Annotated in this window: 14 protein-coding genes; 10 read left to right on the forward strand and 4 right to left on the reverse strand. The window is 61.3% G+C overall.

The features are described from left to right. The first annotated feature begins 7 nt into the window (after nucleotides 1–7). The 6 genes from V6M89_RS04085 (at nucleotide 8) to V6M89_RS04110 (ending at nucleotide 5,006) form a co-directional block, all read left to right on the forward strand. Nucleotides 8–1,162, forward strand: coding sequence for an ABC transporter substrate-binding protein (locus V6M89_RS04085; protein ID WP_332851976.1), 1,155 nt, complete (start codon nucleotides 8–10; stop codon nucleotides 1,160–1,162). Between the two features lie 6 nt (nucleotides 1,163–1,168). Beyond that, entirely contained in the window at nucleotides 1,169–2,041 is an 873-nt protein-coding gene (locus V6M89_RS04090) for a branched-chain amino acid ABC transporter permease (protein WP_332851977.1), read from the forward strand. Nucleotides 2,042–2,169: 128 nt separating this feature from the next. Further along, a complete protein-coding gene (locus V6M89_RS04095) occupies nucleotides 2,170–3,072 on the forward strand; it encodes a branched-chain amino acid ABC transporter permease (protein WP_332852184.1) in 903 nt (300 codons plus the stop codon). Continuing rightward, nucleotides 3,065–3,778 (forward strand): ABC transporter ATP-binding protein, encoded by a 714-nt coding sequence (locus V6M89_RS04100; RefSeq protein ID WP_332851978.1) that lies wholly within the window; start codon nucleotides 3,065–3,067, stop codon nucleotides 3,776–3,778. Before V6M89_RS04095 ends, V6M89_RS04100 begins: the two co-directional genes overlap by 8 nt. Beyond that, on the forward strand, nucleotides 3,771–4,472 hold the full coding sequence (locus tag V6M89_RS04105) for an ABC transporter ATP-binding protein (protein WP_332851979.1): 702 nt from the start codon (nucleotides 3,771–3,773) through the stop codon (nucleotides 4,470–4,472). The genes V6M89_RS04100 and V6M89_RS04105 overlap by 8 nt, the downstream gene beginning before the upstream one ends. A 33-nt stretch (nucleotides 4,473–4,505) precedes the next feature. Continuing rightward, nucleotides 4,506–5,006 (forward strand): hypothetical protein, encoded by a 501-nt coding sequence (locus V6M89_RS04110; RefSeq protein WP_332851980.1) that lies wholly within the window; start codon nucleotides 4,506–4,508, stop codon nucleotides 5,004–5,006. 43 nt (nucleotides 5,007–5,049) lie between these two features. Here V6M89_RS04110 and V6M89_RS04115 read toward each other — a convergent pair whose 3' ends face one another. Together V6M89_RS04115 and V6M89_RS04120 are read right to left on the reverse strand one after the other, a co-directional pair. Next, a complete protein-coding gene (locus V6M89_RS04115) occupies nucleotides 5,050–5,451 on the reverse strand; it encodes a hypothetical protein (protein WP_332851981.1) in 402 nt (133 codons plus the stop codon). Nucleotides 5,452–5,594: 143 nt separating this feature from the next. After that, nucleotides 5,595–6,182 (reverse strand): MarR family winged helix-turn-helix transcriptional regulator, encoded by a 588-nt coding sequence (locus V6M89_RS04120; protein WP_332851982.1) that lies wholly within the window; start codon nucleotides 6,180–6,182, stop codon nucleotides 5,595–5,597. On the opposite strand from V6M89_RS04120, the gene V6M89_RS04125 reads away from it, so the two are divergent. Continuing rightward, nucleotides 6,181–7,371 (forward strand): serine hydrolase domain-containing protein, encoded by a 1,191-nt coding sequence (locus V6M89_RS04125; RefSeq protein ID WP_332851983.1) that lies wholly within the window; start codon nucleotides 6,181–6,183, stop codon nucleotides 7,369–7,371. The genes V6M89_RS04120 and V6M89_RS04125 overlap by 2 nt on opposite strands. 16 nt (nucleotides 7,372–7,387) lie before the next feature. Here V6M89_RS04125 and V6M89_RS04130 read toward each other — a convergent pair whose 3' ends face one another. Further along, nucleotides 7,388–8,359 (reverse strand): Lnb N-terminal periplasmic domain-containing protein, encoded by a 972-nt coding sequence (locus tag V6M89_RS04130; RefSeq protein ID WP_332851984.1) that lies wholly within the window; start codon nucleotides 8,357–8,359, stop codon nucleotides 7,388–7,390. Between the two features lie 224 nt (nucleotides 8,360–8,583). On the opposite strand from V6M89_RS04130, the gene V6M89_RS04135 reads away from it, so the two are divergent. From V6M89_RS04135 to V6M89_RS04145, 3 genes are all read left to right on the forward strand, one after another. Then, on the forward strand, nucleotides 8,584–9,510 hold the full coding sequence (locus V6M89_RS04135; protein ID WP_332851985.1) for a LysR family transcriptional regulator: 927 nt from the start codon (nucleotides 8,584–8,586) through the stop codon (nucleotides 9,508–9,510). 108 nt (nucleotides 9,511–9,618) lie between these two features. Then, nucleotides 9,619–10,596, forward strand: coding sequence for a gamma-glutamyl-gamma-aminobutyrate hydrolase family protein (locus V6M89_RS04140; RefSeq protein ID WP_332851986.1), 978 nt, complete (start codon nucleotides 9,619–9,621; stop codon nucleotides 10,594–10,596). 64 nt (nucleotides 10,597–10,660) lie between these two features. After that, complete coding sequence (locus V6M89_RS04145) at nucleotides 10,661–11,389, forward strand: transporter substrate-binding domain-containing protein (RefSeq protein ID WP_332851987.1); 729 nt, start codon at nucleotides 10,661–10,663, stop codon at nucleotides 11,387–11,389. A gap of 76 nt (nucleotides 11,390–11,465) precedes the next feature. Here V6M89_RS04145 and V6M89_RS04150 read toward each other — a convergent pair whose 3' ends face one another. Next, nucleotides 11,466–12,584: a YbdK family carboxylate-amine ligase gene (locus tag V6M89_RS04150; RefSeq protein WP_332851988.1), complete on the reverse strand. Its 1,119-nt coding sequence runs from the start codon at nucleotides 12,582–12,584 to the stop codon at nucleotides 11,466–11,468.

Below are 12,584 nucleotides of genomic sequence, written 5' to 3' on the forward strand. Positions count from 1 at the left end.
GACCAGCATGAAAAACACCACAATCGCGGCACTGATCGCGATGGCATTGGCAGGCGGCGCGTATGCCGAGGAATTCACCGTCGGCGCGGAGCTGCCGCTGACCGGCGCATTGGCCCGCGTGGGCTCGGGCATGCAGGAAGGCGTGCTGGTGGCCGCCGAAGTCTTCAACAAGACCAACGGCAAACACAAAATCAAGATCATCTCCATCGACGACGAATCGTCCCCGGCCAAGGCGGTGGCGGCGGTGGAAAAGCTGGCCAGCCAGGGCGCGGTGGCGATCACCGGCGGCTACGGCTCCAACAACATCTCGCCCGCGTCGGACGCGGCCAACAAACTGGGGCTGGTCTACATGACCTCCGGCGGCGTGGACGATAGCCTGGTCAACAGCGGCCGCAAGAACTTCTTCCGCATCAATAACACCGCCGGTTACGAAAAAGCCGTGCAGGGACTGCTGGCCGACATGGGCGCGAAGTCCGTGTCCATCGTGTTCTCGACCAAGGAGGCCACGTCCGACCTGACCAGCTCCGTGCAGAAGGCGCTGACGGCCAAAGGCGTCAAGGTCACCACGCATTCCTTCGATCCGGCCATCACCGATTTCAAACCCATCATCAACAAGATCAAGCTCCAGGACAAATCGGAAGCGATACTGATGGTCGGCTACGAGAACGATTACGTCGGCATCCTGCGCGCCGCGCGCGTGCTCAAGCCGCCGGTCAAGGCGATGATAGGCGTATGGTCGCTGGCCACGCCGAAGATGGCCGCCGAATTCCCCGACCTGATGCCCAATGTGTACGGCACCGCGCTGCTGCCCTTCCCCGCCGTCTTCGACACGGCGGACGGCAAGGCCTTCGCCGATGGCTACAAGGCGCTGTACAAGAAGGAGCCGGACTACCTGGGCCAGTTCGGCTACGTGCAGGCGACGCTGCTGTTCGAAGCCATCGCCCGCGCCGCCGACAAAGGCACGGTGAAGAAAGGCGGCATCGCCGAAGAGCTGCACAAGACCGACCGCGAAACGCTGATTGGCCGCGTGCAGTTCGGCACCAACGGCGACAATCCCAACTTCGTGCACCGCATGGGCCAGCACCAGGGCAAGAACATCGTCATCGTCTGGCCCAAGGAGACGGCGACCGGCAAGATGGTGTATCCAGGCCTGCCCTGGTAAGCCGCCGTGATGGAACTGATAGTCCAGGCGCTGTATTCCGGCCTGCTGCAAGGCGGCTCCTACGCGCTGATCGCGCTGGGACTGGCGCTGGTGTTCGGCACCATGCGGGTGATTAACCTGGCCCACGGCGAGCTGGTGCTGCTGGCGGCCTACATCGCCTACTCGGTGGAATCGGGGCTGGGCCTCAATCCGGCGTGGGCGATACCGGTGGCGGTCGTGGTGGTCGGCGCGACGTCGGCCGGCGTGTACTGGATCGTCAGCCGCATCAAGAAGGACCGCGAGATCAATTCGCTGATACTCACCTTCGGCATCGGCGTGATACTGACCAATCTGATCCTGCTGATCTGGAAGGCCGACGTGCGCTCGACCAGTTCAAGCTGGTTGCAGGAGGCCTTCGTGGTCGGGCCGTTGTACAGCATGCGCAGCGAGTTGATCTTCTTCGTAGTCAGCCTGGTGCTGATGGGCGGCTTGTGGTGGTGGCTGTCGCGCAGCTGGTATGGGCGCGCATTGCGGGCCGTATCCAGCAACCGCGACGCCGCCAAGTTGATGGGCATCGCGCCCGGACGCACGGAGCTGGTCTCGTTCATCGTGGCCGGCATGCTGGCCGGGTTTGCGGGCGTGGCCTTGTACAGCTATGGCGTGATCCAGCCAGCGTATGGCGGCGCGTTGACGGTCAAGGCCTTCATCATCACCGTGCTGGCGGGGATAGGTTCGATCCCCGGCGTGCTGCTGGGCGCAGTGCTGCTGGGCGTGGCCGAGGCGCTGACCGTCACGCTGGCCAGTTCCGCCTTGCAGGAGCTGGCCGGCATGACGCTGTTCCTGCTAGTGCTGCTGGTGATGCCGAATGGCCTGATGGGCGCCGCCCGGAGGCGCGGATGACGCGCCCTCTCAACCCGCACGGCGGCCCGAAGGGGTCTGACCCCGTGCGGGGTCAGACCCCGGCATCCGGGTTGCGGGTTAGCGCTCAATCGAAGTCCGCAAGGATCGCCTACGGCGTCTTGATCGCGATGGCTTACCTGCTCGTTCCCGGTGTTCTGGGCTCGGACCACTACGTCATGAGCCTGATCGTCGCCGCCATGATTATCGGCTGCGTCGCCCTGTCCTGGGCACTGCTGGGAAATATGGGCGGCATGGTCAGCTTCGGCCACAGCGCCTTCTTCGGCGTGGGCGCCTATGTATCGGCCATCGTCACCGTCAAGCTAGGCGTACCGGTGCTGGCGGGGATCGCGCTGGGCGGCGTCGGCGCACTGCTGGCGTCCGTCGCGATGCTGCCGGTGCTACGCCTGCGCGGCCCCTACTTCGCGCTGGCCATCCTGGCATACGCCCACATCTTCCGCATCCTCGCCACCGAATGGAGCTCGCTGACCGGCGGCTCCGGCGGCATCGCCAACATCCCGGTGCTGCCGACCATCTTCGGCTACGACATGAGCGGCAAAACCGGCGCCTACCTGGTGATACTGACCATCGTGCTGCTGTTCGCGCTGGCCTACCGCGCCATCCGCGCCAGCTACTACGGCATCGCCCTGCGCGCCATGCACGACAGCGAAGACGCCACCCGCGTGGTCGGCGTCAACAGCACACTGCTCAAGGGGCTGATGTTGATGGTGTCCGCCTTCATGGCCGGCGTGGCGGGCGCGTTCAACGCCCACTATATCAACTTCCTCGAACCGGACTACGCCTTCAACAGCGTGTGGGTGACGGTGCCCATCGTCGCCGCCATATTCGGCGGCTACCGCACCATCGCCGGGCCGGTGGTCGGCGCGCTGGTGGTGTACCTGCTGGACCAACTGGTGTTCAAGTCGCTGATCCCCACCGGGCATCAGCTGGTGTTGGGTGGACTGCTGGTGGCGATGATCATCTTCAGCCCCACCGGCCTGCTTGCCCTGCTGCGAAGGAAAAACCATGCTTGAGTTGAGCAATCTCTCGGTCCGCTTCGGCGGCCTGACGGCGGTCAACGCGGTCAACCTGACAGTCGGCACCCACGACGTGGTCGGCCTGGTCGGCCCCAACGGCGCCGGCAAGACCACGCTGTTCAACGCCATCTCCGGCCTGGTGCGGCCGACCGGCGGCACCATCCGCTTCGACCGCCACGACGTGATGCGCACGCCCATCTACCGGCGCGCGCGACTGGGCATAGGCCGCACCTTCCAGATACCGCAGCCCATGCACGAACTGACGGTGCGCGAAAACCTGATCGTGGCGCAGCGCTTCGGCACCGGCAAGGTCGACGAGGACAAGATCGCCGAGATTTTGGAGTTCACCAGCCTGTCCGACAAGGCGCACCGCGACGCCGCCACCGAACTGGCGCTGACCGAGCTCAAAGCGCTGGAAGTGGCGAAGGCGCTGGCCACCACGCCCAAGCTGCTGTTGCTGGACGAAGTGCTGGCCGGGCTGGAGACCAGCGGCAAGCGGCGCTTCATGGGCATGCTGAAGGAGATGCACGCGCGCTTCGGCGTCGGCATCATCATCATCGAGCATGATATCGAGACCATCAACTCGTTGTGCCAGCGCGTGGTGGTGCTCAACTTCGGCCAGCTGATCGCGGACGGCACGCCGGACGAAGTGTTCAACGATCCTGAAGTCATCCGCAGCTACACGGGAGCGGCGCATGCTTGAAGTGGACCAGATCCGTGCCGGCTATGGTGCTATCAACGTGCTATGGGATGTATCGCTGAAGGCGGAAGCGGGCAAACTCACCACCATCATCGGCCCGAACGGCGCCGGCAAGACCACGCTGCTGCGCGCGATCATGGGACTGGCGCCGCTGAGCGCCGGCGAGATCCGCCTGGACGGCAAGCGCCTGGACGGCACACCGACGTGGGAAATGGCGGACCACGGCATCGCCATGATCCCCGAAGGCCGCATGGTCTTCCGCGACATGGGCGTGGAAGAAAACCTGATCATGGGAGCCTTCCACAAATCGCACCGCGCGCATGTGAAGCGGCGGCTGGAAGAAGCCTACGAAATGTTCCCCCGCCTGCGCGAACGCCGCACGCAACTGGCCGGATCGCTTTCCGGCGGCGAAGCGCAAATGCTGGCAATGGCGCGCGGGCTGATGTCCGATCCGCGCCTGCTGATTATCGACGAGCCTTCGCTGGGTCTGGCGCCGCTGGTTGTCAACGAACTGTTTGAGATACTGGCACGCCTCAAGGCCGGTGGCCGCACCATCATCCTGGTTGAACAGAACACCGAACGCGCGGTGGCCGTGGCGGATCATGTCTACCTGATGCAAAGCGGCCGAGTCGCCCTGTCCCAACCCGCCGCACAGGTCAGCCTCGACCACCTGCATGAGCTGTACTTTGCCCGATAAGGCATAATGCGTTTTCCCCTATTCAACAGACCGATGAACATGCGACTTCTTGTATCGATTGCAGTAACGGCGGCAGGCGTGGCGCTGAGTGGATGTGCTACCGAGCAGAGCTTTTATGATCTGCCGAATAAGGCTAAAGCCGATGTCTCGACGATACTGGCTGCGAACAACACGTCCATCGCGGCAAACTCCCCTCCAGGATTCATGTTGCTCGGCATCGACGATCACCAGATCAGCGGATTTTCGCCGCTGCTCAAAGCTGCAGTTCTTCCCGGTCGTCACAATTTTTCATTCGGACCTAATCGCTATTTCCCTAAAGGCGAGTTTCGCCGTCCGGCGCAGATTCTGTATATCGTCTCTGCGGAAACCAAGGCGGACTATACTTACAAGGTCATTCCAAAACACGGATTCACTGAGAGCGAATTCGACGTAAACAATTCCGCCGTCTGCCTGGTCGGAGCGCAGAACGGGCAAGCGGATTTCAAGGAAGTGGCGTGCGCCGATCAAGCCACGGTCAACTATCTAGGTAAATAGTCCGGGCTTCGCGAGGCTTCGGGGTCATGCGCGCTTGGCGAGCTTAATAAATCTCGCCTTCATCGCCAAGAACTTTAGCATCGAACTTTGACGCTAATTCCTTCATTTTCTTGATCACACTATCACTTGGATTTTTTACGGAAATTTCACCACGACGGTAGTAAAAATAGTATTTTTCGTTCGTCTTCGGATCAACCCAAGATGCCATTAACGGATTGCTGACTTGGATAATCTCATGTGTTTGAGGGTTGATAGCCACAGCAGTTGTGTCCATTTTCAACAATCCATCAGCAGCGACGGCATTCTTCCATTCCAATTCAGAAATTGGTTTTTGCGAACTCTGTGGCCACTCGGTGGCTTTTGTAATGTGTAAATCGTAACCCATAGCTATAGTTGGGAAAATAAAGAGAAGAAGAACACCGTATCCATTACAAAGTATCTTCATGGTTTTCGTGAGGTAATTCTAAACGTCCTGGCAGCTTCTGGCCGCAGCTCTACGCCACGGCGACTTTCTTTTCCCAGCGCTGCGGGGTCCAACTCCAACACCGCCACGATCTTTACTTTGCACGCTGAAGTGGAATTGTTCAACTACTTTTTGGCGATGCGAACCATGATTCGCTCAAAGATAGATTGCCGCTCCAGAGCGTCGTCGAGCCTGTTTAGCGACGCCACGACGTCACCCGACTCCGCATTCAACTCAAGGGCCGCTTCGTCAAAAGCAGCCCAGATTGGCCGCAGCTTTGCGACCAGTCGCTTACCTTCCGCAGTGAGCATGATCTTCTTCTTGCGGGCATCCTCGGGGTCGGACTGGGACCTCACGATCCCGGCTTTCTCAAGCGACTGCCGCGTCTGACTCACGGAAACATGCGTGATTTTCAGCGTCGCCGCCAATTCCCCCACTGTGGCGGATTCGCTGATGGCTAATTGGTTCAGTACACCAAACCAGCGCTGCTCAAATGAAATTCCCAATGCGGCGTACACCCGCGTCGAGTCACCGTCGAGGCTTTCCGACAAACGCCTTAGTCTGGCGCCGATCGCCGCCCCACCGGCAACCCGCGAATAATCTTGCATGGTCATGATCTTTATATTTTTTAAGTTGACACTTATGTAGGCACCTACACATAATACCATGTAGCTTCCAGATTGCACCACCTCCATGTAGAGCGAGCGAAACATGCCAGTCCATATACCCAACCCTGTGTTCCCGATTTCTCGGCGCGCTTTTCTCGGCGCAGGACTGTCAGCGTTTTTGTTGCCGGCCGTCGCTGCTGAAAAAAATCTCGCACCGCCGACCTCCGATCTGGAGTCATTTATCCGGAACGAAATGCGGACGGCCAACATCCCAGGCCTGGCCGCCGGTTTCGCCCGCGATGGTGTTGTGAAATTTGCTCAAGGCTACGGCATGGCCGATATAGCCACGCGCAGGGCCGTGACCGCCGACACGATGTTTCATATTGCGTCCGTCACAAAGGTAGTGACCGCGACCATGATTATGCGTCTGGCTGAGCGGAACAAGCTGGCGTTGGATGAATCTATCGCGGCCCACCTGGACTTCCCCGTTTTCAATCCGCGCTTTCGCGACACAGCGATCACGTTCCGTCAGTTGCTGACGCACACATCAAGTATTTCCGACGCCCGCTATTACGAAATCGATTTCCGACAGCACGGCCACGATGCCGATCAACCCTTATCCGACTTCCTCAAGCAATATCTCACGCCCGACGGTGTCAATTATTCGGAGGCGAAATGTTTCTCAACCGCGCCCCCGGCGTCAACGTGGCACTACAGCAATGTGGGCTTCGCCTTGCTGGGGCATCTTGCGGGTCGTATCGGAGGGGTGGACATGCGCGAACAGACGCGTAGAGATATTTTCGCACCGCTCGCCATGGATCACACGAGTTGGACGATCAAAGACACCCCAAAATTACGCAGCGCCGAACCGTATGACCTGGTAGATGGGGCACTGTTAGCTGTTAAACCTGTCGGGTTTCCAGATTGGCCGGTTGGCATGCTACGGTCATCGATCGGCGATTTCATGAAGTTCATCGCCGCGTCGGCAAACGCTGGTCATTCGGGAGGCGTTAACGTGTTGGGAGCGTCCGCCATGGCGCAGATGCTGGAGATGCAGACACCGGCCGGACTGCCCACCTGGTTAAGCGGCCAGGGGCTGGGCTGGATGGAGTCCCCGTTGGGCGGACAGGCGATGCCCAATCATTGGGGCGGAGATCCTGGCGTCTTTACCGCCGTCTATTTGAATCCGGTCACGCGCAGTGGCGTGGCGGTATTCACTAACGTTAGCGCATCGGCGGAAAATAAAACCGCCGTCAAGAATATCGCCAATCGTCTTTTCCAACTAGCCACCTAAGAGTTCAAGGCAATTGTCAACGAAGCCTGATGCGGTCGGAAAAGTCTGTTGCCTTGTCGGCCGCGCGTGCCTTGGCGGTGATGTGAGCTTGCTGGCGCAGCGAATCGAAGCCGCCCTGCCCGGCCAGCGCGCCGATGTCGTACAGGTAGCGGTCCAGATATCCCGACGCCAGCAGCCGCCAGTCCACCGGCAAGCCAGGATCGATGCGGCGCGCCATCTCGAAGACGATGGTGGTGCAGTTGGCGGTCAGCGTATTGTAGAAGCGAGGCTCGCGCTTGAGCAGCGCGCCCTCGTCCAGATACGACAGGAACAGCGAGCGCATGATTTCCGGCGGCATCTTCAGGCGATACAGATACATGTCCTCGCCGCGCGCGTTGGTGCGCACGCGCAGGATGTCTCGCTCGTCGGCGGCGATCAGCACGGTTTCAAAGCGCTTGAAGAAACCGGCGATGGCGTCGAAACTCTCGCCGCGCTCCTTGCGGATCTCGATTGAAAACGTCAGATAGCGGCCGTCGGCAAAACCGAACGACACCAGCGTATGCGCGATTGCCGGCCCCATCCAGTAAGACATCGCCACATCGACCGACTGCAACTGCTTCAGGTCATACGAACGCTGCTCCCAGCGCTGCGTGTAGTCGGCATCGCTGCGCCAGTCGAAATTGCGCACCTGGTCCAGCGTGACCAGATTGCCCTCCACACGACCGGTGACCATCCGCACCACGTCGTCCGCCCATACGCGGTCATGACTGGGTTGGATGGTGCTCCACCACCCCATCATCAGCGCGACCGCAAGCGCCCAAGGCAGCAGCACGCGCGCGCTGCGACGACGCCACCACCACACCAGAGTCGCCACGCTGGCGACGCCCCAAGCCACCGCCACGACAGGCGCGGCCTGGAACCACAGCGCGCCGCCGCCCCACAGCGACAGGCAAAGCATCAGTAAGGAAGCGCACAGCTTGCCGGCGAGGGTCAGGTATTTTTTTAACATGCCCGATTATAGGGGCATCAGTCCTCTTTATCGTCGACGCTGCTCCCGCCCCCGATCTGGACGAATATTAGTTTTACTGCAATACTTACGATCACGCCGATTATTCCGATGAGTTCCAACATGGCGGCTTCCGTAGATGGTGAAGAGACGCTTCACTGTAACGGCGCCACGCTTATCAATCCAATATCAAATACGGCGTCCAACTATCTCGAAACGGCATAACGGTGATTTCCCTTAAACAGTTTAAATATTTTGTAGAGATCGTGGAGGCCGGCAGCTACTCGCGCGCGGCGGAGAAACTGTACGTCGCGCAATCGGCGTTGAGCCGGCAGATCAAGGAGCTGGAAGACGAGCTGCAAACCCAGCTACTCACGCGCGACTCGCGCCACATCCTGTTGACACCGGCCGGCCGCCTGTTCTTCGAACGCAGCAAGCGCATCCTCGAGGACATCGACCACACCGTCGTGCAGGCGCGCCAGGTGGGCCTGGGCGCGCAAGGCCTGATCCGCTTGCAGCATTCCAGCTCGGTGATCCTGACGCCGGCGATGACGGCCGCGATGAGCCGCCTGCTGGCGGAGTTCCCCGGCGCGACCTTGGAAATCTCGATGGCGCCGTCGGAAGACCAGACCATGGACATCGAGGAAGGCCGCGCCGACATCGGCCTGATCCGCATGCCGACCCTGCGCAAGTATCCGCACATCCAGGTGCGCGAGCTGACCACGGAGCGGCTGGTGGTGGCGGTGTCGCAGCACTCGCCGCTGGCCAAGCTGGACAACATCGAACTGTCCAGCCTAAGCAAAGAACCGTTCATCTCGATCCCGCACAAGGACCGGGGCGGCCTGAGCTATCTGGTGGCCAATCTGTGCCTGGACCAGGGCTTCTTCCCGACGCCGGCGCGGGTACTGTCGCGCAAGTCGTCGCAACTGAGCCTGATCGAGGCCGACCTCGGCATCGCCATCGTGCCCGAATGCATGCAGTTGATGGCGCCGGCCGGCGTGCGCTTCATCCCGCTGTCGCACGGCGGCCTGATCACCAAGGTCGGCCTGGCCAGCCGGCGCGAAGCCGAGCCTTTGGTGACCGCCTTCGCCGACGCCCTGGTCCGCGAATTAAATCCGGGGTCAGGTCCCCCATTACTTCATGAGCTCGGCTAAATAGCCGAACTCATGAAGTAATGGGGGACCTGACCCCGGGTTGTAGCGGGCGACTGATGGCGCTGGCTTGTGGCACACTGCAATCCTATAGACAGGCACGAGGCAAGCATGAGCGCGGGACCGGACGACAAGAATCCAACACAAGCACCGGAGCATCGACGCAGCAGCGATCGCGACCGCCGCGCATCGCGCCAGGAAATCGGCACGCCGAGCTACCTGGATCCCGGCGACACCGTCTTCAGCCTGTGGGGCCGCGTGCTGATGGCGCGCTACCGCCGCGTCGCCGCCGCCGTCACGCGCCACATCATCCAGCGGCCGCTGCACATCGGCGTCTCGGCCCGCATCTTCCACCCGGAACCCGGCGCCACCGGCCTGCGCAGCAAGAACCTGCAATATCTTGAAGAGTCCATCGCGCAGTGGGTGATGTCGCGCGACGTGCTGGTGTTCATGATCCCGACCGTCAACACCGACGGCCTGCTCCACCCCTCCAACATCCGCCTGCGCGACTACGCCAAACACCTGGACGGCCTGGTGCTGCAAGGCGGCGCCGACGTCTCGCCGCAAAGTTATTCGGAAACGCCGACCCGGCCCGAATGGGGCGGCGACCGCGCGCGCGATATGTACGAGCTGGAGCTGCTGCATGAATTCGTCGAAGCGGGCAAGCCGGTGCTGGGCATCTGCCGTGGCTGCCAGTTGATCAACGTGGCTTTCGGCGGCACGCTGTACCAGGACATCGCCTCCGACGTGCCCGATTCGCTGGCCCACGTCAACGACGACTACGACCGCAACCGCCACGAAGTCAGCTTCCCGGCCGGCTCCTCGCTGGCCAAGCTGTTCAAGGGCAAGGGCGCCGGCCTGGTCAACTCCATCCACCACCAGGCCGTCAAGACGCTGGGCCGCGATATGGCGGTGGAAGCGCTGTCCGTGCCGGACAATATGATCGAGGCGATCCGCTACCGCAAGGCGCCCTTCGTCATGGGCCTGCAATGGCATCCGGAATTCCACCAGGCCGGCGGCGTCGAACTGCTGGACTGCACCGCAATCCTCGACAACTTCCTGCGCGTGGCGCGCGAGACGCGGTTCTAGGAAAACATTGGCCGAGGCTGCTTGCCGGGTGTAAACTCACGGTATACATCCAACGAGGCCTCCCATGACGTGTCTGCGTAGCGCCACCATCATCGCTGTCAGCTGCCTGACACTGCCCTGCGCCGCCGAAAACACGATCAATGTCGCCTACAGCGAACGCCCGCCCTACATGGTGGCCATGCCGGACGGGATGCCCAGCGGCCTGACCGGCACGCCCACCGTCAATGCCTTCAAGGCGGCGGGCATACCCGTCAACTGGCAAAACCTGCCAACCAACCGTCAATTGTTGATGATCCACGACGCCACCGCGCTGAACTGCGCGGTCGGCTGGTTCTGGACGGCGGAACGGGAACGCTTTGCCAAATTCACCAAGCCGATTTACCGCGACAAGGATTGGATGGTGCTGGCCAACACCGCCCTGGCCGCGCGCGGCGACACCTCGCTGCGCCAGTTGCTGCAACGGCCGGAAACCCGCATCATCGTGAAAGACAACTACTCCTACGGCACCGAACTGGACAAACTGCTGGCGCCGCGCAAGGCCTCGCTGGCCGTATCCACGGCCGCCGCCGGCAAGATGGTGCAGTCGATCAGCAAGGGCGTGGTGGACATGATGTTCATCTCCGAGGACGAAGGCAAATACGTCATGGCCCATCACCCCGCCGCAGAGACCAGCAACCTGCGCCTGCTGCACTTCAAGGACATGCCGCACGGTCCGGAACGCCACATCATGTGCAGCAAGAGCGTGCCGGACGACGTCATCAACCGCCTGAACAAGGCGATCGCGCTTAAATAGGCAACTGCCGAAAAATTGGAAGTGGTCGCAAATTGCGACCACCTCTCCAGGCTGAAATTTTCTCTTCCTTAGCCGATCACTCGCCGCGGAAGCGCTGGATCGCCGCGTCGACCATGCCTTCGGCGCTGCCGCTGCGGTCGAACTGCTGGCGCAGGTAGTGGGCGTCGCTGCCCTCGTGCGTGACTTGCACCAGATGCTGCAAGCCCGCCGTGCCGCCCAGCGCAGCGCCATGCGGCTCCATCTTGCGCAGCGTGGTCAAAATATCTTCTCGCAGCGACAGGCTCTCATACGTCTTCGGATGCACCAGCGTGCCGTCCAGGCCGAAGCGGCAGGCCTGGAAGCGGTTGTAGTTGTAGACCAGATAGTCGTCCTCCACCGGCGGCTCCTCGCGGCGCTCCAGCAGATAGCGGCACAGCGCCTGCAGATACACGGCCAGCGCCGCCGCCCGCTCCACCGTCAGCGGCGTGTCGCACACGCGCAGCTCGATGGTGCCGAACTCCGGCTTCGGCCGGATATCCCAGTAGAAGTCCTTCATGCTCTTGATGACGCCGGTGTGCTCCATCTTGGCGAAGTACTCGTGCTCGAAGGTCGACCAGCTTTGCGTGAACGGCGCCCGCCCGCTCATGGGGAAGGCAAACACGGAGTTCAGCCGCGCCGAATTGAACAGCGTGTCGTTCCCCTGCACATACGGCGACGATGACGACAGCGCGATGAAGTGCGGCACGTAACGGCTCAGCGAATGCAGCAGGAACAGCGCATCATCGCCCGAGGCGCAGCCGATGTGCACGTGCTGGCCGAAAATCGTAAACTGTTTAGCCAGATAGCCGTATAGCTCCGACACTTCCTTGAAGCGCGGCTTGGAAAAGATCCTGCGCTCCGACCATTTCTGGAACGGATGCGTGCCGCCGCCGCAGATGCCGATGTTGAGCTGCTCGCCGGCCTGCACCAGCGTGTCGCGGATCACCTGCAGCTGCGACACCAGCTCGCTGTGGTGCGTGTGCACGTCGCTGTTAATCTCGATCATGCTCTCGGTGATTTCCGGCGTGACGTTGCCGGGGAACGGCTTGCGGCTCAACAGATGCAGCAAGTCCGGACTGGACGCGGTCAGGTCGAAGTCCGACAGGCTGACCAGTTGCAGCTCCAGCTCCACCCCCATGGTGAGCGGCTGCGATGATTTAAAGGGTTCCAATGGCAT

It is taken from the genome of Duganella sp. S19_KUP01_CR8, from assembly GCF_036688705.1.
Lineage (GTDB): Bacteria > Pseudomonadota > Gammaproteobacteria > Burkholderiales > Burkholderiaceae_D > Rugamonas.